Genomic DNA, 23,123 nt, shown 5'->3' with positions numbered 1-23,123 from the left:
ACCGACGGACACGAGATGGCTACGGAGGCTGTGGCGTCCGGCTGCTGGGAGGTGTGTGCGGCTTCGCTGGGCCTGTCCGGGGCATCGAACGAGCTTACAAAGCAGATGCCGGCGTTCGAAGCCATCCGCGAGGTCGAAATCAGCCGCACCTGCGGAATATCGTGGACCGGTCTATTCGATCGGAAATCCAATGCCACTTGCCGAACGCCTCAACAGTTCACTTGGGGATGCTCCATACTCATTCGAGGCTGAGGTGCTCAAGAGTGGGGGTGGCATATCTCGATCCGGAACTCGCCACGTGGGAAGGAGGAGTAGATTCCCCGGCTGATGGCCAGATCGAGAAGAGGCTTAAGGCCCTGGCGGATGACGCGTTGAATCGGATTCTGAGCCTATGGGCATTGGGTTCTCTAGGCCGGCATTAGCGTCGCCTACGGGCCGGTGATGGCGGTTCCTGCCGAGTGCAGCAGCGTAGAAGCCCCGCACCGAACGATGCGGGGCTTCTGGAGTGCCCAGTCTGTCTACCGGCCTGCCGGTACGTCCGCCTCTTGGCCAGTGCAGCGCAACCACTCGGTGTAACGCCACCGAAGAGCTTCCGGGTGCGGTTGGCGGTCCAGGGCGAGCTTTGGATTCACGATGCCCATGGCTTCCAGGCTTGGCCCGCCAGGGCGCGCCTCTGCGGTCAGGGTGTCGGGGTTGATGGCGAAGAGGTGAGCGTCAAAGGCCCTGTGGAGCGCGGCGTTCATCGGCAGGCCGTTGCGGGCGTCCGAGGCGCCGCCGTCAGCGTCGCCCCGGAGATGGGCCGCCTCGACCATCTGGGGAATCGCGATCCCCGAGAGCGAGCAACGTGGACCATACCGCTGGAACACTTCGATCTTGAATCGTGCCTGGTCCGGTCGTGTGACCACGGTCCCGTTCCGTCGGCGGCGCCTGTTGCCTTCGAGCTGGAACGGCTGCTCTTCTGACCGGTCGCGGTCCAGGACTTGCACGGGCGGGGTCTCACCGAAGTTGACCAAGAACAGGCTGCTCTCGTCCTCCCAGCCCTCTACCCATGCAAGGTGTACGCCTCGGAGGTCGCCATGCTCGGTGATCACAAACAGCGGAAGTCGGAGCGTGGCGGCCGCCTTCGTGGCGTTGACTTCACCGAGGTCGCGGCCCGGTTGCCTCGTGACTGGGTAGTGGTAGAGAGCTCCGTTCTCGTTCAGGTTGTCGGGGTAGTGCTGGCCTGTGTGCTTGAGCCCGATCGTCACGCCGTCGGGGTGGATCTTCTGGGTCCGGGACTTGTTCGTCCAGATGCCCCGGTAGTTGCCGTATGCACCTACCGAGCGGACGATGTCCGCGGTGACTAGCCCTGAGCTGTCCCGTCGTCCGAGCAGATTCCGCCACACGGCCAGGCGCCACTCCCGTTCTGCGTCCACGGTCTCCGTGTGGCTGCTTAGGACCGTAAACCCCATGGCGCGCAGTACGGGGTTCGTGGCCGCCTCGCCACCATCGAATTGGTCGTTCGACAACGGGCCGCTGGTCCCATGCTGATAGCCGAAAGCGACGCCGGCGATCGCCTTGGCGTCGTAAAGCAGGTCGGCGTGGCTGAGGTAGTACTGCGTCGAGGGGCCGAATCCGTACCTGTCGCGGAAAGCCTGCCCGCCCAGGTCGTTGTACTCAGCGAGTGCCCTTTCCACCGCAGTGGCACTCGTCAGGTCCCTGATCCCCATGGCCCACCCTTAGGTCTCGACGTGCGACGTGAGCCTACTAACTTCACCTTCCGGAGATCAGTTCCCTCGTCGAGTGTGAGGCATGACTCACCATCACTGGCGTCCAAGATCTGGACCAGTCGTGGGGAACACCGCCCCTCACGTCGGACGGGCATCAGGGTTGCTTCGGGACGAAAGGGTCATGAACAAGAGTCACGGCCGGGCGATCCGCTTGAGGCCTGTCCGTACCCGGACCCGCGGCACGTGACTGCCCGTGCCACTCGCGTGCCAGAACGGGTGCTCCGTGGTGGCCAGTTGTGGTGCCCGGTGGTGCCCGGTGGTGCCCGGTGGTGCGGGGGGCCGGGAATTGGCAGGTCGGATGTTGTAAAGCAGATGTCGGCGGTTCGAAACCGTCCGCGCCCACAGCGGAGAAGGGCCAGTTCGGAGGCGTGGTCCTCCCGAACTGGCCCTTGATCGTTTCCAGGCCCTCACTCCCCCCCCCCCCGCGCCTCCGGCGCGCCGGAGGCTCCCCCGCCCACCGCGTGAACGCTCAGCCGTGCCAGGTTCGGCTGTCGCGGGCCACGGCGAAGATATGGGCCACCTGATCGCTCCGAAGCTGAGGCAGCCTCCCGGACAGGTGCCGATCCACGTGTGCACCGTCCAGCAGCAGAACGGGGGACAGCGTCGACCCGATCGTGATCGAGGCCGCCCCCACCACGGCGACCACCGGCTGAACCGGCACCGGGAATCCGGAGCGTGCCGACAGCACTCGTGCGACCTTCGCCGATTCGCTCCGGCTCACGGGCGCATAGCGTGTGGGCGCGCGGTTCACGGTGATCGCCTGATCCCCCTGCCAGACGGCGGCACCCCGGTGGTGCTTCGTGTTGACCGTAAAGACGCCCGGCGGCCCGATGACCAGATGGTCGATGTCGGTTCCGCTGGAGAGCTGCACCGAGTGGAGCACCTCCCATCCGTCACGGCGAAGACGGTCCAGCCGACGGCCGACCAGACGCTCGCCCCGGAGGCCGACCGCCCAGGTGTGGGCCTGCGTCTGCTCGGTGCTGAGCCAGTAGGCGAGGCGTCGTTTGATCCAACTCGGCTCAAGCTCACTGATCTTCCGACGGATGGAGTCACCAGGGGCGTTCTGCGCCAGGTCGAAGCAGGTTGGTGCAGGGGGCGCGGCGGGCGGTGCGGCAGGGAGCCCTGGATCTGTCTCCGCGCAGCCGGGCGTGGTCGCCCCCAGGTGAGCGGCCAACACGCGCTCGACGAGGCCCCGTTGACTCTCGTCGCTGACCACGGTCTCGCCGGTCCTGAAGTCGTACCAGCCGAGAGCCCTCTCGGCGCCGCGCTGGTTCACATACAGCCGGTCATGCCCGTGCCGGCGCCAGCGTCCCACCGTGAACTCGTCCATCCCCACCCCCGAGACAGCGATCACCCGACGGTCCACCACAACACGGTGACGGTCGACTGCCAAGAGGGCATCGGGCACGCGCGGACCGGGGGTGTGCGCAAGAACCTTCCCCACGGGTTCAGGGCGAGGGCGCTGGCGGAACGGCCTGGTGAAGATCACGGCGGCGTTGGCGATCTTCACGACCGGCGTGGTGGGTGTGACGCAGGCCGTCGAAGCGGGTGACGGGTTGGTGCGGCAGATCGCGAACGTCGTGACCGGTGACGGCGCCCCTGCCAAGTAGCAGCGGGGCTCATTCTCCCGCGGCCGTCCTGCAAGGCCCGGTGGCCCCCGGGTTCCGGGCCGGGCCGGGCGTCGGTTGAGGCGGGTGGGTCGTCGGACGAGTCCTGGGCGCGGGGAAACGGGCGGCCGCAGGAAGAACTCTTGGAGTCCGGCCGGGGCCGAGGGAGGTCGGGGGCTGCCGGGGTGGGGGATTCATGGCCGGTTGGCGGGGTGGAGCGGGACCGTTCGTCACCGTACGAGCCCGGTCGGCGGGGTGCGGGGGGACGTTGCTCGGAGCTGGGTGAGTCCCGATGATGGGCGCGCTCGCTGCCGTTTGGTGTCCGTCTGCCCGGGAGGGTCCCTCGATGCGTTCGACCACTGTCCGTGTGTTCACCGCTCTCACCGCCGCCGTGTGCGGCGCCGTGCTCGCCGCTCCGGCGGCGGTCGCGGATCCGCCGCCCGGTGTCGTCCCGGCCGCCGTCGATCTGGTGGGGGTGGGCGTGGACACCACGCAGGGCTTCATGAACCAGACGTCCGGCGACTACAACGCCGTCGTCGCGCCCACGCTGCCCAAGCTGTACAGCTGGGACGTCACCGGGGTCAACCCGATCACGCCCAAGGCGGGTGCGCTCTCCATCGCGCGGCCCGACGGTTCCGGCCAGGGCCTCACCGCGTTGGCGATCAACACCGCTGCGACCGTGAACTACAGCCGCTCCTCGCGCGGCCCGGTGGCGGGCGATCCCACGCCCTACACGTTCGTGCCCTTCGCCAGGGACGCGGTGACCTGGTCGGCCAAGGCCGGCGGCAACGCGCCCGCCAACCTGACCACCGCCCAGCTCAAGGGCATCTACGAGTGCTCGATCACCAGTTGGGCCCAGATCTCGGCCTCCTTGCCGAACGTCGCCATCAAGCCGTACCTCCCGCCGGCGATCTCTGACACCCGGACGGCGTTCCTCAAGGCGATCGCCGTGAGCACCCCGGGCGTCTGTGTGACGGCGGGCCCCCGCAACGACCGCGGCACCGACCCGGTGCTCAACGACGTCAACGTGGTGTTCCCGTACTCGGTCGGCACCTACGTGGCCCAGGTGTACCGGGGGCACGGCACGGCGGTGGAGAGCCCCGGCCCGCTGGCGCTGCGCAGCATCAACGGGATCGCACCGGTCAACGCGTCGAACAGCATCAACTCGGCGTTCCTCGGCACGGTCTACGGGCGGACGCTCTACAACATCATGCGCACCGGGGAGTACACGGCGGCCACCCCGTACGCGACCGCGTTGAAGAGCGTCTTCGGCCCGCAGGGCTGGATCTGCGCCCACCCCGCGGTGATCGTCGACTACGGGTTCGTCCCGATCGCCGCCTGCGGAAGCACCGTCACCACCTGACGGCGGGGGAGGGGGACGGCGGAGGGGCCATCTCCGCGGACACGCCCACGGAGATGGCCCGTCCGCCGTCGGGTTCGTGCCCCGGCCGCTCGGCGGCGACGTGGACCAACTCGCCCGGCGCGGCGCGTTCGTAGCGCTGCACCGGGCGAGAGGCGGCCGGGCCGTGGTGAATCGGGTGAGGCGGAGGCGGAGGCGGACCGAGGACCGGCAGGCGTTGGCAGGGGCGAGTTGGAGGAAGCAGGCGGTGGGTCCCGGGTCCGACGTTAGAAGGTCAGGTCGGGGTCGGTGCTGAGGTAGGTCTTGTCGTGGGGCCAGATGACGGTGCAGTCCTGGCTTTCGGCGAGGCTGAGCAGGTCGGGGCGCGGCTTGCTCGGTACCAGGATGGCCTTGGTGGTTCCGGAGGGCATGAAGCGCACGTAGTCGGCGAGTTGGCCGATCGCCATCCGAACCGTCTCGCGGGTGACGCTGCCCTTGGCTTCTATGAGCAGGTTGAGTTCCGCGGCGTAGAGGTCGGTGAAGAGGGGGCGAGTTTCGCCGTCGGGGAGGATCTGCTGCCGGCCGACCTCGTGCTTCTTGGCGCGCAGGAAGTCACTGAAGGCGGTCAGGAGCTTGCCTTCCTTGCGTTCGGCTTCGTAGGGCTCGCGGTTCGGGTCGACGAAGGACTTCTCGGTCAACTGCTGTTCTACCGGCAGCGTCTTGACGACCTCGGGCTTGGTCTTCAGTAGGCGGCCGAGCCTGGTGGTGGGTGCCTTCGGTTCGGCGTCGACGGCGCGCAGCCGGAAGACGATGACCTTCCGCAGCGGCCCGTTGTTGGTCTCCGGCGCGTCGGCCTCGTACCAGGGAAGATCCTCGTCGACCTCGAACTCGCCGCGGTACGTGACCACTCCGCGGGCACCGTCGAAGACCCGGAGGGCCCGCTGGTCCTTCTTGTGGTTGAGGATGCTGGCGTTGCCGGAGATCATCCGCTGATCGCCGTACTGCCCCTCGCCGCTGTAGTGGAAGAGTCCGTCGATCCAATCGTCGTAGTAGCCGTGCTTCTCCCCGGCTACCTGGTCGGTGAAGATCATGACGTTGGGGCTCTTGGCGGAGGGGCCGATGCCGCCCTGGGTCCGTCCTCCGTACTTGGCGTGCAGCTTCTTCCGTTCGATCTGGTCGCCGGGCTTGAGGTCCCACTCGGCCGGGGACGCGATCGCGGACATGGATCCTCCTGATGGGGGCTGGCGGTGCTCATCCAGGAAGGTAGTAGGACTAGATGCTTATTGGATACCGATTTTTGACATCGGATTGGGGCATGCAGCGGAGAGAGGCGCGAACGCTCCCGCCAACGGGCGCCGAGCTCAGGGAGTGCGGGGGCCGGACGGGCGGGTGATCATCAGGGAGAGGTGGTGCGGATGAGCGAGCAGACCGCGCAGGTGCCGGGGGAGAGCCGGGCGGAGCTGTCGGCGCGGTTGAACTGGTTGCGGGCGGCGGTGCTCGGGGCGAACGACGGGGTGGTGTCGACAGCCGGGATCGTGACCGGCGTCGCGGCGGCGTCGGAGTCGCGGGCGGCGTTGCTGGCGGCCGGGGTGGCGGGGCTGCTGGCGGGGGCGATGTCGATGGCGGCCGGGGAGTACGTCTCGGTGAGCACGCAGCGGGACACCGAGCGGGCGGCGCTGGCCAAGGAGAAGCGCGAACTGGAGGAGGACCCGGAGGGGGAGCTGGACGAGCTCACCGGGTACTTCCGGGGCAGCGGTCTGAACCGCGGACTGGCCCGGGAGGTGGCGGTGGCGCTCACCGAGCGGGACGCGCTCGCCGCGCACGCGCAGGCCGAGTTGGGCATCGATCCGGACGTGCTCACCAATCCCTGGCAGGCGGCGCTGGCCAGTGCCGCCGCGTTCACCCTGGGCGCGTTCGTCCCCCTGCTGGCGGTACTGCTGCCGCCGGAGTCGTGGCGGCTCGCGGTGACCGTGGCGGCCGTCCTCGTGGCGCTCACCGTGTCGGGCTGGGTCAGCGCCCGGCTGGGCGGCGCCCGGCCGGGCCGGGCGGTGCTGCGGAACGTCGCCGGCGGGCTGCTGGCGATGGTGGTGACCTACTGCGGCGGCTCGCTGCTGGACCACGTCACCGGGTGAGCGGCGGCCCGCTCCGGGAGGCGGGCCCGGGTGGGCTGTGTTTGTGTGGCTCGCAGACCGCTTGGGAGAGGTGAACTACCGTGACCATGCCGCCGTTCGGATCGAACGATCCGTTCTCCGACCTGCTCAGCCGGTTCTTCGGGATGAGCCCGATGGCCTCCCCGCCCGCCGTGCAGCGCGTGCCCATCGGCCGGCTGCTCAGCGAGTCGGCGCAGGAGCTGCTGGGACTGGCCGCGCAGCGGGCGGCCGAGGACGGGAGCAGCGACCTCGACACCGCGCACCTGATGTGGGCGGCCACCCGGGTGGAGCCGTCGCGCCGGATGCTGGAGCGGGCGGGCGTCGACCCGGACCGGCTGGCCGGCGACCTCGCCGACGCCCTGCCCGCCGGCGCGGCGACGCCGACCGGGGACGGCCGCCCCGCGCTGACGCCGGCCGCCAAGCGCGCCCTGCTCGCCGCGCACGCCCGGTCGCAGGCGGCGGGCGCCTCGTACATCGGGCCGGAGCACATCCTCGGCGCACTGCTGGACGAGGAGCGGTCGGGCGCGGGCGCGGCGCTGCGGAACGTGGCCCCCTCGCAGGAGGCGCTGCGCACCGTACTGGACGGGCGGGGGGTCGGCGGCGAGCGCAGCTCCGGCGGTGCGCAGCCGAGTCAGACGCCCACCCTGGACGAGTACGGCCGGGACCTCACCGAGGAGGCCAGGGCGGGCCGGCTGGACCCGGTGGTCGGCCGGGCCGAGGAGATCGAGCAGACCGTCGAGATCCTGTCCCGCCGGACCAAGAACAACCCGGTGCTGATCGGGGAGCCGGGTGTCGGCAAGACCGCGATCGTGGAGGGGCTGGCCCAGCGGATCGTCTCCGGGGACGTCCCGCAGAGCCTGAAGGAGAAGCGGGTCGTCACCCTGGACCTCACCGGACTGGTGGCCGGCTCCAAGTACCGCGGCGAGTTCGAGGAGCGGCTGAAGAGCGTGATCGACGAGGTCACGGCGGCCGAGCAGAGCGTCATCCTGTTCCTGGACGAGCTGCACACCGTGGTCGGGGCGGGCGCCGGCGGCGAGGGCTCGATGGACGCGGGCAACATCCTCAAGCCGGCGCTGGCGCGGGGCGAGCTGAGCGTGGTCGGCGCGACCACCCTGGACGAGTACCGCAAGCACATCGAGAAGGACGCCGCCCTGGAGCGCCGCTTCCAGCCGGTGCTGGTGCCCGAGCCGAGCGTCGAGGAGACGGTCGAGATCCTCCACGGGCTGCGGGACGCCTACGAGGCGCACCACCAGGTGCGCTTCACCGACGAGGCGTTGGACGCCGCCGCGTCGCTCTCCGACCGCTACGTCAGCGACCGCTTCCTGCCGGACAAGGCGATCGACCTGCTGGACCAGGCCGGTGCGCGGGTGCGGCTGCGCAGCCTGAGCGGTTCGACGGCGGCGATGCCGGTGCAGGACCGGATCACCAAGCTGCGGCGCGAGCTGGAGGAGGCGGTGTCGGACGAGGAGTTCGTCCGGGCCGCCAACCTGAAGGCCGAGCTGCGGCGGACCGAGGACGAGCTGGCCGCGCTCGCCGAGGACCGGGAGGAGGTCGTCGCGGTCACCGCGGACGACATCGCGCAGGTGCTCTCCCGCCGTACCGGCATCCCGGTCGCCGAGCTGAACGCGACCGAGCGCGAGCGGCTCCTCCGGCTGGAGGAGCACCTGCACGAGAAGGTGATCGGGCAGGACCAGGCGGTCACCGCCGTCGCCCAGGCGGTGCGCCGCGGCCGGGCCGGGATGGGCGACCCGGACCGGCCGACCGGCTCGTTCCTCTTCCTGGGGCCGACCGGTGTCGGCAAGACCGAGCTGGCCAAGGCGCTGGCCGCACTGCTCTTCGGCGACCCGGACCGGATGATCCGCTTCGACATGAGCGAGTTCCAGGAGAAGCACACCGTCTCCCGGCTGGTCGGCTCCCCGCCCGGGTACGTCGGCTACGACGAGGCGGGCCAGCTCACCGAGGCGGTGCGCCGCAAGCCGTACAGCGTGCTGCTCTTCGACGAGGTGGAGAAGGCCCACCCGGACGTCTTCAACCTGCTGCTCCAGGTGCTGGACGACGGGCGGCTGACGGATGCGCAGGGCCGCACGGTCGACTTCCGCAACACCGTGGTCATCATGACGAGCAACATCGGCTCGCAGCGGATCCTCGACCACGCGGGTGACGTCGACGAGATCAAGGACGACCTGATGCGGGACCTGCGGACGCAGTTCCGGCCGGAGTTCCTCAACCGGATCGACGAGGTGATCGTCTTCCACGCGCTCACCCGCAAGGACCTGCTCCAGGTGGTGGACCTGCTGCTGGACCGCAGCCGGCGCCGGCTGAAGGCGCAGGACATCCGGCTGGAGGTGACCGAGGACGCCAAGGCGTGGCTGGTGAACCGCGGCTACCAGCCGGAGTTCGGGGCCCGGCCGCTGCGCCGGACGATCCAGCAGGAGCTGGACAACCGGGTCTCCAACCTGCTGCTGGACGGCACCGTGCAGGAGGGCGACACGCTGGTGGCGGAGGTGTCGGACGGCGAGCTGGTGGTGGTGCTGGCGCGGCCGGAGCCTTCGGCGACCTTCGAGGAGGCCGAACAGGCGGCTGCGGAGAAGCCCGAGGAGAAGACGGGGGCGGACAGGTGAGGACGGGGTAGGGAGGGGTGGGGCAGAGGCAGAGGCAGAGGCAGCGGGACGGGGAGGCGGCGCGTCGGGAGTGGCCGGCGCGCCGCCCGCGTGTCGAGCTCCGCGGTTCGGGCCCCGGCTCAGGCCTGCGGGAAGACCTCGCGCAGCAGCGGGTCCGGCAGGCCGCGCTTGCCCCACTCGCGCGGGTAGCCGAGCGAGACCTCCTCGAACCGGACGCCGTCGTAGCTGGTCTTGCGCGGGATGTGCAGGTGGCCGTAGATCATCGCGGCGGTGTTGAACCGGGTGTGCCAGTCGGCGGTCAGGTCGGTGCCGCACCACTGGGCGAACTCGGGGTACCAGAGGATCTCGGTGGGCTGCCGGACCAGCGGGTAGTGGTTGACCAGCACGAGCGGCAGCTCCGGGTCGTGCCCGGCCAGCCGCTTCTCGGTGAGCCGGACGCGCTCGCGGCACCAGGAGTCGCGGTCCGGGAACGGGTCCGGGTGGAGGAACCGCTCGTCGGCGCAGACCACGCCGCTGGCGTAGGCGGCGGCCAGCGACTCCTCCTTGGTGGTGGTGCCGGGGGCACGGAAGGAGTAGTCGTACAGCACGAAGAGCGGTGCGATGGCGACCGGTCCGCCGGCGCCGTTCCAGACCGGGTACGGGTCCTCGGGGGTCACCACGCCGAGTTCGCGGCAGAGGTCGACCAGGTGTTCGTACCGGGCGACGCCGCGCAGCTGGACCGGGTCGTTGGGGTGCGTCCACAGCTCGTGGTTGCCGGGCGCCCAGATCACCTTGGCGAACCGTTCGGCGAGCACCTCCAGAGCCCAGCGGATGGTGGTGGTGGACTCGGCGACGTCACCGGCGACGATCAGCCAGTCGTCGGGCGAGTCCGGGTGCAGCTGCTCCACCAGGTCGCGGTTCTGCTGGTAGGAGACGTGCAGGTCGCTCACGGCGAGCAGGCGTCCGGCCCGCCCGGGGCCGGTGCTGCCGCGCCCTGCGGTGGTCTCGTCGGTCAGTCCGGTCACTTCAGCCCCCATGTCGTCACCTGGCCTCCGGCCAACAGTACGGGGGGCGGCCGGGTGTGTGCCCGCAGGGTGGCCGGATCATGCGCACGGTCGGCGCGGACCCGACCCCGGGTCCCACCTCGGATCCCGTCTCGGATCCTGTCTCGGACGTGCCTTCGGACGTGCCCGGGGAGGACTCTCGCGCTAGCTCCCGAACTGCCAGAGCACGCCGTGGTCGGCGACGGTGGCGGCGGCCAGGACGGCGAGCGAGGCGATGCCGAGGACGATGCCGAGTGCGGCGCGGCCGGGGCGGCGGGTGCGGCGGACCAGGGCGAGCGTGCCGAGGGTGATGGCGAGCGGGCCGAGGACGAGGTTGAAGAGCAGCAGGCCCGGGAGGCCGAGGAGGAAGGAGGCGACGGCCAGGTTGTCGGCCTCGGGGGAGAGCGTGCGGGAGAACGTGCGGGAGGGCACCGGGGCGGGGGCGGCGGAGGCGGGGACGGCGGAGGTGGAGGAAGGGCGGGTGCTCGGACGGGTGCTCAGGTGAGTGCTCATGACGACCGTTCCTTTCCGGGGTGGGCGGGTTTCAGCGCTGCCGCAGGTGGGCGAGGCCCTCGCGGACGCCGAAGGCGAGCAGCCAGGCGGTGATGGCGGCGGAGGCGGTGAGGAAGACCGGGAGCGAGGTGTGGGCGGCGGCGCCGACCAGGAGGCCGAACGCGATCAGGGCGGTGAGCAGGATCATGACGGTCCTTCCGGCAGGAGGGAGGGATTTCGGTTAACAAGTGTTCGCCGAATCCTTCCGGCACGGTACGCCCGGCTGGCCAAGTTCGGCAAACACTTGTTTACTGAATGGCGTGAGTCACATCGAGCGCCCTGAGCGCGGTACGGGGGCCCGGCAGGCCCAGAAGCAGCAGAGCCGGCGTGCGTTGCTGGATGCCGGGCTGGGCCTGCTGGCCGATCAGAATCTGGCCAGCCTCGGCGTCCGCGAGGTCACCCGGGCCGCGGGGCTCTCGCCGGGCGCCTTCTACCGGCACTTCCCGGACCTCGCCGCGCTCGGGGTCGCCCTGGTCGAGGAGTCGCTCGCGAGCCTGCACGTGCTGGTCCGCGCACTGCTCGCGGAGCCGGGTGACGCCGAGGAGCTGATCGACCGCACGGTCGACGTGATCGAGGCCCACGTCCGCGAACACCGGCCGCACGTCCGCTTCCTGGCGCGCGAGCGGCACGGGGGAGTGCGTCAGGTGCGCGAGGCGATCGACGCGGAGCTGGGGCGGTTCGCCACCGAGGTCGGAGCGGCGCTCGCGCTCCAGCCGGTCTCGCGCGGGTGGCGCGAGCCGGATCTGCGGATGCTCGCCGAGTTGTACGTGGACCACGTGGTCTCCACGGCTGCGGCCTTCCTGGAGGCGCAGGAGGCCGAGGTGCGGGCTGCCGACCCGGGGCGCGAGCGGCGCGTCGCGGCCACCGCCCGGCTCCAGTTGCGGCTGATCAGTGTCGGCCGTCGGCACTGGCCGGTCGACACCTCGGCGGGCTGACGCCTCGACGGGCTGACACCTCGACGGGCTGACGGCTGACGGCCGGGTGGCCGGCTCTTGGGGGCGGGGTCTCCGTGATCGGTGCTGGGGGTCCGGCGCGGGGTGGAAGGTGGGCGGGGAGGTCGGGCTCGGCGGGCGAAGGGCGTTGGCCGGTCCATGAGTTGACCCGCCAGAGCGTCCGGTGGGCGTGTCCGGACGGCCGGAATCCGTGCCCTCGTCGTGGTGGGCGGACCTTCCCCGCGACATGACTCTTGACATGACGTCATGTCCGCGACAGCTTTGGTGCACCCCCACACCGAGAGGTCTCTCATGAAGAAGCCGCTCATAGGCACGCTCGCCACGCTCCTGTTCGCCGGGGCCACCGCCCTCGCCGGAGCCCCCGCGGCGACCGCCGCCTCCCCCGCCGCACCGGCCGCGGTGACCGCCGAAGCCGCCGCCCAGGCCGTCGCGGCAGCACCCCAGGGTGAACAGGCGCTCGCCGCCGTCACCTTCGCCGGAACCGTCGCCCTCAGCAACTGTTCCGGCTCGCTCGTCCGGCTCCCCAACTCCACCGCCAACGACCCGGCGCTGGTGCTCTCCAACGGCCACTGCCTGGAGACCGGTATGCCCGGCCCCGGCCAGGTGGTCGTCAACCGCGCCTCCAGCCGCACCTTCACGCTGCTCAACGCGAGCGGCGGTTCGCTCGGCACCCTGCGCGCGAACAAGATCGTGTACGGCGCCATGACCGACACCGACGTGTCGATCTACCAGCTGAACACCACCTACGCCGCGATCCAGTCGCAGTACCGGATCGCCCCGTTGACCATCGCGGCCACCCACCCCGTCCAGGGCACCGCGATCAAGGTCGTCTCCGGGTACTGGAAGAAGATCTACTCCTGCTCGGTCGACGGCTTCGCCTACCGGCTGAAGGAAGCCGAGTGGACGTTCAAGGACTCCGTCCGCTACACGGCCGGCTGCAACGTCATCGGCGGCACCTCGGGCTCGCCGGTCGTCGACGCCAACGGCACCGTCGTCGCCGTCAACAACACGATCAACGAGAGCGGCCAGCGCTGCACGCTGAACAACCCCTGCGAGGTGGACCAGAACGGCACGGTCACCGTCCGCCGGGGGATCGGCTACGCGCAGGAGACGTACACCATCCCGGCCTGCTTCGCCTCCGGCAACCGGCTCGACCTGAACCTGCCCGGCTGCACCCTGCCGCGCCCCTGACCAGCACGTTCACCCCGATGGGCCATCCGCGACCGGCGGGTGGCCCATTCGGCCGTCTACCGGACGGCCGGTTCGTCCGTTCGTCCGGCAGTCGCCCGCCGGCTGCCGGAGAGTACGGACAGAGCACCGAACAGTTCCGTTGACCCGATGGAGAGTTGATGACCACCAAGCTCAGAGGACTGCTGGTCGCCGTCCTGCTGATACCGCTGCTCGGCCTCGGCCTGGCCTCCCCGGCGTTCGCCGAGAACCCCTCCGCGGGCGCGTCCGCCGCCGCCGACGACCCGTCGGCCGACATCAAGGACCGCCTGGCGGCGATCCGCGGGCTGACCATCACCGAGGAGAAGCCCACCACCACGGGCCACCGCTACTTCCTGCTCACCTACACCCAGCCGATCGACCACGACCGCCCCTGGCTGGGCACCTTCCAGCAGCGGCTGAGCGTGCTGCACCGCGGCTACGACCGCCCGACCGTCTTCTACACCAACGGCTACGCGCTGCGCACCACGCCCTCGCGCACCGAGCCGGCCCGGCTGGTCGACGGCAACCAGGTCTCCATCGAGTACCGCTACTTCTCGCCCTCCCGCCCCGAGCCCGCCGACTGGAGCAAGGCCGGCATCCGCCAGGCGGCCACCGACTCGCACCGGATCATCAACGCGCTGAAGCGGATCTACCGCGAGGAGTGGCTCTCCACCGGCGCCTCCAAGGGCGGCATGTCCTCGACCTACCACCGCCGCTTCTTCCCGGACGACGTGGCCGGCACCATCGCCTACGTCGCGCCGAACGACGTCGACAACCGTGAGGACTCCGCCTACAGCCGGTTCTTCCAGAACGTCGGCACCCCCGAGTGCCGGGCCGCGCTGACCGCCGCCCAGCGCGAGCTGCTGGTGCGCCGTGACCGGCTGCAGGCCCGCTACGCGGCCGACAACGCCGCCGCCGGCTCGACCTTCACCACCACCGGCAGCGCCGACCGGGCGTACGAGGCCGGGGTGCTCGACACGGTCTGGGCGTTCTGGCAGTACAGCCTGGAGGCCGACTGCGCCAAGGTCCCGGCGGCCACCGCCACCGACGACGAGCTGTACGCCTGGTTCGACGCCCAGAGCGGCATCACCGGCAACAGCGACCAGTCGCTCGCCGGCTACACGGCGTACTACTACCAGGCCGGCACCGAGCTGGGCGCGCCCAGCTTCGACGTGTCGCACCTCAAGGGCCTGCTGCACTACGACTACAAGGAGCTGTACTCGCCGCGCACCTACGTGCCGAAGAACATCCCGATGCGCTTCGACCCGTCCGCGATGCGTGACGTCGACCGCTGGGTCCGCAACTCCGCCGAGCGGATCATCTACGTCTACGGCCAGAACGACCCGTGGGGTGCCGAGCCGTTCCGGCTGGGCTGGGGCAGCGAGGACAGCTACGTCTACACCGTGCCCGGCGGCAATCACGGTGCCAACATCGACAAGCTGCCGGCCGCGGAGTCGGCCGCGGCCACCGCGAAGGTGCTGGAGTGGGCCGGCCTCGGCGCCGACGTCGCGGCCCGTTCGCTGACCGGGCAGTACCGCGTCCCGCCGATCGGTCCGCTGGACGAGGAGGGGCTGAAGCAGGAGCGCGTCCGCCTGTAGTCCCCGGCGCCGCGCACTGACTCAGGGGCCACCCGCCGACCGTGCGTCGGCGGGTGGCCCCCGGCGTTTTCCGACCCAGCGGGTTCTCCGGCCTCCGGCGTTCCCTGCCCACGGCGTTCCCTGCCCACGGCGTTTCCGGTTCTTCGCGCTTCCGGCCCCGCGGGCCTCTCCCCGAAGCAGTGAATCAGTGCTTCAATTCTTTTATGGCCTACCGACGCACGCCCGCCGTACAAGCCCGCCTGGACGCCCAGCGCGAGGCGGTGCTGCAGGCCGCGGTCGGGCTGCTCGCCGAGCGCGGCTACGGCGGCTGCACCATGGCCGCCGTCGCGGACCGCGCCGGGATCGCCACCGGCTCGCTCTACCAGCACTTCGCGAACAAGGCCGAGCTCTCCGTCGAACTGTTCCGCCGGGTCGTCACCCGGGAGGTGGCCGCCGTGCACGAGGCCGTCGCCCGGCACGACACCCCCCGGGAGCGGATCGCGGCCGTGGTCGAGACCTTCGCCGCCCGCGCCCTGCGCGCCCCCCGACTCGCCCACGCGCTGCTGGTCGAACCGGCCGACACCGTGGTGGACGCGGAACGCCTGGTGTTCCGGCGGGCCTTCCGCGACGTGATCGCCGCCGAGATCACCGCCGCCCTCGCCGCCGGCGACGTGCCCGGCCAGGACCCGGAACTGACCGCCGCCGCGATCGTCGGCGCGGTCGGCGAGGCACTGGCGGGCCCGCTCGCGGCCGCCCGCCCGCCGGACACCCGGACCACCCCGCCCGAGGTGGTCCCAGCCCTGGTCTCCTTCACCCTGCGTGCCCTGGGAGGACGCGATGACAGCGACGCATGAGGTCACCAACCAGGTGCCCCTGCCGTACGGACACGACACCGCCGCCGACCCGGCCCTGCTCGCCGCCCTGCACCGGGCCGGCGCCGGCTGGGCCGAGCCCGAACTGCACGAGCTCGGCCGGCTGGCCGGCTCCGAACAGGCCGCCGAGTGGGGCCGGCTGGCCAACGAGAACCCGCCGGTGCTGCGCACCCACGACCGCTTCGGCCACCGGATCGACGAGGTCGAGTTCCACCCGTCCTGGCACGAGCTGATGCGCACCGCCGTCGGCCACGGCCTGCACGCCGCGCCCTGGCGGGACGACCGGCCCGGCGCGCACGCCGCCCGCGCCGCCAAGTTCCTGGTCTGGGGCCAGGTCGAGGCCGGCCACACCTGCCCGGTCTCGATGACCTACGCCGCCGTGCCCGCCCTGCGCGCCGCCCCGGCCCTGGCCGCCGAGTTCGAGCCGCTGCTGACCTCCACGACGTACGACTTCGGGCTGCGCGAGCCGCACGGCAAGCGCGGTCTGATCGCCGGCATGTCGATGACCGAGAAGCAGGGCGGCTCGGACGTCCGCACCAACACCACCGCCGCCGTCCCGCAGCCCGACGGCAGCTACCGGCTCACCGGCCACAAGTGGTTCACCTCGGCGCCGATGTCCGACCTCTTCCTGACCCTGGCCCAGGCGCCCGGCGGCCTCAGCTGCTTCCTGCTGCCGCGTGTCCTGCCGGACGGCGGCCGGAACCGGATCCACCTCCAGCGGCTCAAGGACAAGCTGGGCAACAAGTCCAACGCCTCCGCCGAGATCGAGTACGACGGCGCCGTCGGGTGGCTGGTCGGCGAGGAGGGCCGGGGCGTCCCGACCATCATCGAGATGGTCAACATGACCCGCCTCGACTGCACCACCGGCGCCGCCTCCGGCATGCGGCTCGGCGCCACCCGGGCCGTCCACCACGCGCTGCACCGGCGGGCGTTCGGCCGGGCGCTGGTCGACCAGCCGCTGATGCGCAACGTGCTCGCCGACCTGGTCGTCGAGTCCGAGGCGGCGACCACGGTCGCGATGCGGCTCGCCCAGGCCACCGACGCCGCGCTCGCCGGGGACGCCACCGAGGCGCTGGTCCGCCGGCTCGGCCTGGCGGTGGCCAAGTACTGGGTCTGCAAGCGCGGCCCGGCGCACGCGGCCGAGGCGCTGGAGTGCCTGGGCGGCAACGGCTACGTCGAGGAGTCCGGCATGCCCCGGCTCTACCGCGAGGCGCCGCTGGTCTCGATCTGGGAGGGCTCCGGCAACGTCGCCGCCCTGGACGCCCTGCGCGCCATGGCCCGGCACCCGGAGACCGTCGACGCCCTCCTCGGCGAGCTGGACGCGGCCGCCGGCGCCGACCGCAGGCTGGACGCCGCCGTCGCCGGGCTGCGCAAGGAACTGGCCGACCGGGACGACCTGGAGTTCCGCACCCGCCGGCTGGTCGAGTCGATGGCCCTGGCCTTCCAGGGCTCGCTGCTGGTCCGGTACGGGGACCCGGCGGTGGCCGACGCGTTCTGCGCCTCCCGCCTCGGCGGCGACCACGGCGCCGCCTTCGGCACCCTGCCGGCCGGGTCGGACACCGGCGCGATCATCGACCGCGCCCGCCCGGTGCCGGCATGAGCGATCCGGCCGCCCGTAGCGCCGAGGCGGCCGAGGTCCGTGCCTTCTGGCAGGGCCTCGGCCTGCCCGGGCTGATCGACGTGCACACCCACTTCATGCCGCAGAACGTCCTCGACAAGGTGTGGGCGTACTTCGACGCGGCCGGCCCGCTGGTCGACCGGCCGTGGCCGATCACCTACCGCGAGGCCGAGGACCGGCGCGTCGGGTGGCTGCGGGACTTCGGGGTCCGGGCGTTCACCGCGATGCTCTACCCGCACAAGCCCGGCATGGCGGGCTGGCTCAACGGCTGGGCCGCCGACTTCGCCGCCCGCACCCCGGACTGCCTGCACACCGCCACGTTCTTCCCCGAGGCCGGTGCGCCCGGGTACGTGGCCCGGGCGATCGAGGACGGCGCCCGGGTGTTCAAGGCGCACCTCCAGGTCGGCGGCTACGACCCGGCGGACGAGCGGCTCGACGAGGTCTGGGGCCTGCTCGCCGAGACCGGCACCCCGGTGGTGACGCACTGCGGCTCGGGACCGGTCCCCGGCAAGCACACCGGCGCCGGGCCGATCGGCGAGGTGCTCGCCCGGCATCCCCGGCTGGTCCTGGTGGTCGCCCACCTCGGTCTGCCGGAGTACACCGACTTCCTCGACCTCGCCGAGCGGTACCCGGAGGTCCGGCTCGACACGACGATCGCGTTCACCGACTTCGTCGAGCGGGACACCCCGTTCCCGCCCGCCGAACTGCCGCGCCTGGCCGGGCTCCGGGACCGCGTCCTGCTCGGCAGCGACTTCCCCAACATCCCGTACCGGTACGTGCACCAGCTGGAAGCGCTGGAGCGGCTCGGGCTGGGGGAGGACTGGCTGCGCGCGGTCTGCCACGACAACGCGGCCCGGCTCTTCGGTATGTGACGACATGTCAATAAGCCTGTGCGGGAGGTGATGTGAGGATGGTGGGGGGTGTGGTGCCGGCCGCCGCACGTGCCGTCCGGCCCGCGGGGAGGGCATGATCTCGGAGGTAATCGACGGTTCCGGGGCGGCCCGGCAGAGTGGTCGGTACCGGGCCGCGGGACCGCCGCCCGGGATCCGACACCCCGCCCCCGGAGGCTGATCCGCCATGTCCGCGAACACCCTCGCCGCCCGCCCGACCGCTCCCGGCTCCTGGAAGGCCCTGCGCGGCTACCTCGCCCTGGACGCCCTGGTCAGTGGCGGCAACGGCCTCGCCTACCTGGCCTTCTCCGGTCCGCTCGGCGACCTGCTCGGCGTCGGCCGCTCGACGCTGGTCGAACTCGGCGCGGTGCTCGCGGTGTTCGGCCTCGCCGTCGGCCTCCTGGCGGCCCGCCCGCAGCCGCCGCGGCTCGCCGTGCAGGCGGTGATCGACATCAACCTGGCCTGGGCGGTGCTCAGCGTGGTCGCGATGGAGCTCTGGCTGGAGCCGAGCACCGCCGGTCTGTTCTGGATCCCGGCGCAGGCCGGTGCGGTGCTCCTCTTCGCCGTCCTCCAGTTCACCGCGCTGCGGCGGCTCGCCGCCGCCCGCTGAAGGCACGGCCCGCCGGAGGTCCGGGCTGTCGGAGGTGCCGCCCGCCGGAGGTGCTGCCCGCCGGAGGTGCCGCCCGTCGAGGACTACCGCTCCGGTCCCACGGCGGCCTGGAGGAACGCGACCGTCTCCGTGTCGGCCGGGAGGAAGGCCTCGATGGCCAGCTCGGAGACGGTCACGTCCAGCGGGGTGTTGAACGTCGCGATCGTCGACAGGAACGACAGCACCCGCCCCTCGTGGGCGATCCGCAGCGGCAGTGCGAACGGGAACAGTGCGGTGATGTCCTCCTCGACCTCGTCCACGAGGCCGCCCGCCGGCTCGGGGTAGGCGCGGACCTCGTCTAGCAGGGCCCGCAGCGGCTCGGAACGGACGAGCCCGACCTGCCGCTCCATCCGCTCCAGCAGGTGCCGGCGCCACTGCCGCAGATTGACGATGCGCGGTGCCAGCCCCTCGGGGTGCAGGCTGATCCGCATCGCGTTGAGCGGCGGCTCCAGGAGGTGCGGGGCGACCCCGGAGAGCAGCATGCCGAGCGAGCGGTTGGCCGCCAGCACGCGGAAGGTGCCGTCGACCACCAGCGCCGGGTACGGGTCGTGCGACGCGAGCAGCCGCTCCATGCCGGAGCGCAGTGCCTCCATCGCCGGGTCGTCCAGCTGCTTCTCGGGGTAGTGCGGGGCGTACCCGGCGGCCAGCAGCAGCGCGTTGCGCTCGCGGACCGGGATGTCGAGGTGCTCGGCGAGCCGGAGCACCATCTCCTGGCTGGGCCGGGAGCGGCCGTTCTCGACGAAGCTGATGTGCCGGGCCGAGGAGTCGGCGAGCAGGGCCAGCTGCAGCTGGCTGAGCCGGCGCCGCTCCCGCCAGCCGCGCAGCAGGACACCCACGCCCGTACCGGTCTCCGGCCCCATCCCCGCGATGATCGTCATGGACGGGACAGTAGTACGACCGCCGCCACCGGGTCAGCGGGGGCGGCGGGTACGGGCGGGCGGGTGGGGGCGTCCCGCTGCGCGAGCGGCGAGTGGCGGGTGCGGTGCCGCCGGGCGGTGCCCGGAGGCGGGGCCTCGGCGGGGTCAGGCGCCGGTGGTCGACCCCGGTCGGATGATCATCAGGACCACGACCACCGCCCAGAGCAGGTTGAACACGCCGGCGGTCATCGGCAGCAGCCTGAGGCCGTGGACGGCCTTGCCGTGCTCGTCCGTCTCGGCGTCGAGGTCGAGCGCGTCCACCGCGGCCTGCTGCGCGGGCAGGACGAAGAGCAGCAGGGACAGCGCCGCGACCGCCGTGAGCACCATCGAGACGACCAGCCAGGACTGGCCGAGCACGTCCATCACCTGGGCCACCCCGATGCCGAGCACCGGGACGGCTATCCCGAGCAGCGCGTAGACCTGGGTGATCCGGTGCAGCAGGCGGAGCACCCCGGCATCGGCCGCCCGGTCCGGGCCGCCGGCCAGCGCGGCCTTCGCCCGGCGCGGGAACATGCTGACGGCCACGGCCACCGGGCCGATGAACAGCACCGAGGCGAGGACGTGCAGGCTCAGCAGGAATTTGGCCATGGCGGGGCACCCTCGTGACTCAACGGGGGCTGCGCGCAGGCGCTCGCGGCGCGCGGGCAGCCGGGGCGTCCGGTTCCTCCGCCCTGGTCAGGACGCTAACACCGCTTATCCGGGGGCCCTCCGCGCGGGTGGACCGCCCGCGCAGCCGGTGAGGCCGCGCCCGCCGTACGCCCGCCCGTCGCACGCACGCCGCACGCCCGCCGTACCGCACGGCCGCCCGCCCTCGCGCGCGCCGTTCAGCCCGCCGGCGGCGCCAGCACCACCACGCGCGGCGGAACGGCGCTCACCGCCGAGACGGCCGCGCCCTGCGCCTCGTCCACCCAGTCCAGCAGGTACAGCTCCTCGAAGCGGCTGAGCAGCGGTCCGCCGGCCGGGACGTCCAGCGGGAGGTCGGAGAGGTCGACGGAGGCGAGGCCGTCCAGGCTGGTGCGGCCGATCTTGATCAGCGACTCCTTTCGGCACCAGAGCCGCAGGAAGGCCGACGCCGGGTCGGGGTGGGCCTCGACCTGCCGCAGTTCGGCGGGGGCGAGTACCCGGCCGGCCACGTCGAGCAGGCTGCCGCTGCGGGTGTTCAGCTCGACGTCGACGCCGATCGGCCGGTGCCCGGCGGCGGCCGCGACCACGCCCTTGGTGTGCGAGAGGCTGACCGCGACGTCGGGGTGGTCGGGCAGGTACGGCTTGCCGTGGTCGCCCTTGCCGCAGTCGGGGCAGTTCTGGGCCAGGGTCAGTTCGGCGGCCGGGAGGCCGAGCAGTTCGGCGGCGCAGAGCCGGACCAGGACGTGCGCGGCGGTGAAGTCCACCCGCCCCGCCTCGTGGCGGAACCGGGCGGCGCGCTCCTTCTCGACGGCGGTGAGCAGGTGCTCCCCGGCCTCGGGGTGGCGCAGCACGTCGGCACTGGCCGCGACGGTGGCGAGCGCGGTGTCCGCGCCCGTACCCGCGTCCGGGTGGTCGGGCGTCTCCTGGGGCTCGGAAGTCATGGTCACAACCTAGCGGGGGCGGGCGGTCGGTGGGACCGGTCAGCCGTTCGGTGGATTTTCGGATCGGTGCTGATGCTCTGTAGGGTATGGATCGTCCGATTTGGTATTGGATGTCCCGGATCTGTGCGAATTAAATGGGATGATCCTGTATCAACTGGAACATGGCAGGTTGTCCAGCCTGCCCTTTTCTCTGCGCGGAGGAATGTGTCGATGGGTCAGGGCACCGGTACGCCGGATCACAGAAGAACCGCCGTGGAGCGCCCGCCGGCCGCTCGCCGGCGTCGGACCGTCCGGGTCGCGGTGGCGACCGCCGTCGCGGTCCTGCCGATGGCGGCCGTGCTGACGATCGGTTCGGCCGCGCCGCTGGCCCCGCCGCTGGGAGCCTGCAGCGGACCGGACTGCCCGGCCACCTGGCCGCCGCCGAACAACGGGGACTTCCCCGGTCGGGACGCCACGATCAACGTCTTCACCGGCGGCGACTACACCGTGAACGGGAGGGCGGCCGAGGCCGAGGGCAAGATCGTCACCCTCGGGGACTTCACCGTCGACAAGAGCCAGGGCGGTGGCGCCTTCAACGCGGGCGTGGTCGGCGTCGGCTCCCGCGTCGTGCCGCCGAACGGCAGCGACTTCCTCACCGTCGGCGGCAACGTGACCGTGCTGCCCGGCAACTCCCTGCTGATCGGCGGCAGCGACTCGCAGGGCCAGGCCTTCGGCAACCTGCGGTACGCGGGCACGCTCACCGGCACGGTCGCCATCGACCCGACCGGCCAGGCGATCCAGGACGCCAACGCCGCCGCGCCGTACCAGTCGGTGCTGACCCAGATCGAGGACGTCTCCGCCTGCGTCGGCCGGGCGACGGCCACCGGCACCGTGGCGGTCACCGTCAGCGAGGCGACCTTCACCGGTGACGGGACCAGCGCGAAGCAGGTCTTCAACGTCACCGGGAACCTGGGCTCCGCCGGCCAGCAGATCGGCCTGGTGTTCGCCGGCATCCCGGCCGGCGCCACCGTCGTGGTCAACATGCTGTCGCCCGACCCGATCATCAACACCTACACCGGGACGGGTCTGGCGGGCGACCCGACCACCGAGATGCGCTCCAGGCTGATGTGGAACTTCCCCACGTCCACCGCGGCGCAGATCCTCGGCAGCGCGCAGTTCCAGGGCTCGGTGATGGCCGGCAACCCGGCCGGCACCACCACCATCAGCATGCCGGGCATGAACGGCCGGGTCTACCTGGCGGGCAACCTGATCCAGACCGGCAGCGGCGGCTACGAGATCCACAGCTACCCGTTCGACGGGGACCTGCCGGACTGCGAGGTGACGCCGAGTCCGTCGCCCACCTCGCCGACCTCCTCCCCGACCTCGCCGACCGCGAGCCCGACGTCCCCGACCGCCTCGCCGACGTCCCCGACCGCGAGCCCGACCTCGCCGACGGCGTCTCCGACGTCCCCGACCGCCTCGCCGACCTCGCCGACCGCGAGCCCCACCTCGCCGACGGCCTCGCCGACCACGCCCACCTCCTCGCCGAGCTCGTCGAGCGCCGCGCCGACGAGTCACGGTCCGACGAGCCACGGCCCGGGCGGCCACGGTTCCGGAAGCCACGGTCCGACCGGTCACCACCCGGCCCCGGGCAAGCCGGGTGGCGGTGGCGGTGAGCTGCCGTCGACCGGTGCGGGCAACGGCCCGGTCGTCCTCGGCCTGGCCGGCGTCGGCCTGCTGGGTCTCGGCGGTCTCGCCGTGCTCGCCGCCCGCCGTCGCGGCCGCCACAGCTGACGGACGCCGTAGTCGACGGATGCCGTGAGCGGCACTCCCG

The 23,123-nt window shown here is 71.8% G+C and carries 20 protein-coding genes; 11 read left to right on the top strand and 9 right to left on the bottom strand.

Going from position 1 to position 23,123, the window contains the following annotated elements; genetic code table 11:
- Positions 1 to 518: 518 nt before the first annotated feature.
- Both AC067J_RS02705 and AC067J_RS02700 read right to left on the bottom strand, forming a co-directional pair.
- On the bottom strand, positions 519 to 1,709 hold the full coding sequence (locus tag AC067J_RS02705; protein ID WP_478296138.1) for an HNH endonuclease: 1,191 nt from the start codon (positions 1,707 to 1,709) through the stop codon (positions 519 to 521).
- A 529-nt stretch (positions 1,710 to 2,238) separates the two neighbouring features.
- Positions 2,239 to 3,279 (bottom strand): nuclease-related domain-containing protein, encoded by a 1,041-nt coding sequence (locus AC067J_RS02700; RefSeq protein ID WP_478296137.1) that lies wholly within the window; start codon positions 3,277 to 3,279, stop codon positions 2,239 to 2,241.
- A gap of 443 nt (positions 3,280 to 3,722) precedes the next feature.
- Between AC067J_RS02700 and AC067J_RS02695 the strand changes: the two genes are divergently transcribed.
- Positions 3,723 to 4,739, top strand: coding sequence for a substrate-binding domain-containing protein (locus tag AC067J_RS02695; RefSeq protein WP_478296136.1), 1,017 nt, complete (start codon positions 3,723 to 3,725; stop codon positions 4,737 to 4,739).
- A gap of 263 nt (positions 4,740 to 5,002) precedes the next feature.
- Here the strand turns inward: AC067J_RS02695 and AC067J_RS02690 are convergent, their stop codons facing one another.
- Positions 5,003 to 5,938, bottom strand: coding sequence for an SRA domain-containing endonuclease (locus AC067J_RS02690; RefSeq protein ID WP_478296135.1), 936 nt, complete (start codon positions 5,936 to 5,938; stop codon positions 5,003 to 5,005).
- Positions 5,939 to 6,130: 192 nt separating this feature from the next.
- On the opposite strand from AC067J_RS02690, the gene AC067J_RS02685 reads away from it, so the two are divergent.
- Together AC067J_RS02685 and AC067J_RS02680 are read left to right on the top strand one after the other, a co-directional pair.
- Positions 6,131 to 6,847 carry a VIT1/CCC1 transporter family protein gene (locus AC067J_RS02685; protein WP_478296134.1) on the top strand — a complete coding sequence of 239 codons (717 nt, stop codon included), beginning with the start codon at positions 6,131 to 6,133 and terminating at the stop codon, positions 6,845 to 6,847.
- 86 nt (positions 6,848 to 6,933) lie between these two features.
- Entirely contained in the window at positions 6,934 to 9,486 is a 2,553-nt protein-coding gene (locus tag AC067J_RS02680; protein ID WP_478296361.1) for an ATP-dependent Clp protease ATP-binding subunit, read from the top strand.
- 119 nt (positions 9,487 to 9,605) lie between these two features.
- On the opposite strand, the gene AC067J_RS02675 is transcribed toward AC067J_RS02680, so the two are convergent.
- The 3 genes from AC067J_RS02675 to AC067J_RS02665 all read right to left on the bottom strand — a co-directional run bounded on the left by AC067J_RS02675 (position 9,606) and on the right by AC067J_RS02665 (position 11,208).
- Positions 9,606 to 10,502: a metallophosphoesterase family protein gene (locus AC067J_RS02675; RefSeq protein WP_478296133.1), complete on the bottom strand. Its 897-nt coding sequence runs from the start codon at positions 10,500 to 10,502 to the stop codon at positions 9,606 to 9,608.
- A 171-nt stretch (positions 10,503 to 10,673) separates the two neighbouring features.
- Entirely contained in the window at positions 10,674 to 11,021 is a 348-nt protein-coding gene (locus tag AC067J_RS02670; RefSeq protein WP_478296132.1) for a hypothetical protein, read from the bottom strand.
- A gap of 31 nt (positions 11,022 to 11,052) precedes the next feature.
- Positions 11,053 to 11,208, bottom strand: a complete 156-nt coding sequence (locus tag AC067J_RS02665) for a hypothetical protein (RefSeq protein WP_478296131.1) — start codon at positions 11,206 to 11,208, stop codon at positions 11,053 to 11,055.
- 112 nt (positions 11,209 to 11,320) lie between these two features.
- Here AC067J_RS02665 and AC067J_RS02660 point away from each other — a divergent pair, with 112 nt between their 5' ends.
- The 7 genes from AC067J_RS02660 (at position 11,321) to AC067J_RS02630 (ending at position 18,789) form a co-directional block, all read left to right on the top strand.
- The gene (locus tag AC067J_RS02660) at positions 11,321 to 11,995 is read left to right on the top strand and encodes a TetR family transcriptional regulator (RefSeq protein WP_478296130.1); all 675 of its coding nucleotides are present in this window, start codon (positions 11,321 to 11,323) and stop codon (positions 11,993 to 11,995) included.
- 309 nt (positions 11,996 to 12,304) lie between these two features.
- Positions 12,305 to 13,204, top strand: a complete 900-nt coding sequence (locus AC067J_RS02655; protein ID WP_478296129.1) for a S1 family peptidase — start codon at positions 12,305 to 12,307, stop codon at positions 13,202 to 13,204.
- 158 nt (positions 13,205 to 13,362) lie between these two features.
- Positions 13,363 to 14,820 (top strand): S28 family serine protease, encoded by a 1,458-nt coding sequence (locus AC067J_RS02650; RefSeq protein WP_478296128.1) that lies wholly within the window; start codon positions 13,363 to 13,365, stop codon positions 14,818 to 14,820.
- A gap of 203 nt (positions 14,821 to 15,023) precedes the next feature.
- A complete protein-coding gene (locus AC067J_RS02645) occupies positions 15,024 to 15,653 on the top strand; it encodes a TetR/AcrR family transcriptional regulator (RefSeq protein ID WP_478296127.1) in 630 nt (209 codons plus the stop codon).
- Positions 15,637 to 17,271 (top strand): acyl-CoA dehydrogenase family protein, encoded by a 1,635-nt coding sequence (locus tag AC067J_RS02640; RefSeq protein WP_478296126.1) that lies wholly within the window; start codon positions 15,637 to 15,639, stop codon positions 17,269 to 17,271. The genes AC067J_RS02645 and AC067J_RS02640 overlap by 17 nt, the downstream gene beginning before the upstream one ends.
- Complete coding sequence (locus AC067J_RS02635; protein WP_478296125.1) at positions 17,268 to 18,161, top strand: amidohydrolase family protein; 894 nt, start codon at positions 17,268 to 17,270, stop codon at positions 18,159 to 18,161. The genes AC067J_RS02640 and AC067J_RS02635 overlap by 4 nt, the downstream gene beginning before the upstream one ends.
- 205 nt (positions 18,162 to 18,366) lie before the next feature.
- Positions 18,367 to 18,789, top strand: a complete 423-nt coding sequence (locus AC067J_RS02630; protein WP_478296124.1) for a hypothetical protein — start codon at positions 18,367 to 18,369, stop codon at positions 18,787 to 18,789.
- An 83-nt stretch (positions 18,790 to 18,872) separates the two neighbouring features.
- Here the strand turns inward: AC067J_RS02630 and AC067J_RS02625 are convergent, their stop codons facing one another.
- The 3 genes from AC067J_RS02625 to AC067J_RS02615 all read right to left on the bottom strand — a co-directional run bounded on the left by AC067J_RS02625 (position 18,873) and on the right by AC067J_RS02615 (position 21,310).
- The gene (locus tag AC067J_RS02625; RefSeq protein WP_478296123.1) at positions 18,873 to 19,706 is read right to left on the bottom strand and encodes a helix-turn-helix domain-containing protein; all 834 of its coding nucleotides are present in this window, start codon (positions 19,704 to 19,706) and stop codon (positions 18,873 to 18,875) included.
- Positions 19,707 to 19,850: 144 nt separating this feature from the next.
- On the bottom strand, positions 19,851 to 20,333 hold the full coding sequence (locus AC067J_RS02620) for a DUF2269 family protein (protein WP_478296122.1): 483 nt from the start codon (positions 20,331 to 20,333) through the stop codon (positions 19,851 to 19,853).
- A gap of 236 nt (positions 20,334 to 20,569) precedes the next feature.
- Entirely contained in the window at positions 20,570 to 21,310 is a 741-nt protein-coding gene (locus tag AC067J_RS02615) for a 4'-phosphopantetheinyl transferase family protein (RefSeq protein ID WP_478296121.1), read from the bottom strand.
- 252 nt (positions 21,311 to 21,562) lie between these two features.
- On the opposite strand from AC067J_RS02615, the gene AC067J_RS02610 reads away from it, so the two are divergent.
- Positions 21,563 to 23,083, top strand: a complete 1,521-nt coding sequence (locus AC067J_RS02610; RefSeq protein WP_478296120.1) for a choice-of-anchor A family protein — start codon at positions 21,563 to 21,565, stop codon at positions 23,081 to 23,083.
- Positions 23,084 to 23,123 lie beyond the last annotated feature (40 nt).

The organism is Kitasatospora sp. NPDC042419, assembly GCF_056437345.1.
Note: the sequence above shows the minus strand (reverse complement) of the source record. Positions and strands in the feature narration are given on the sequence as shown.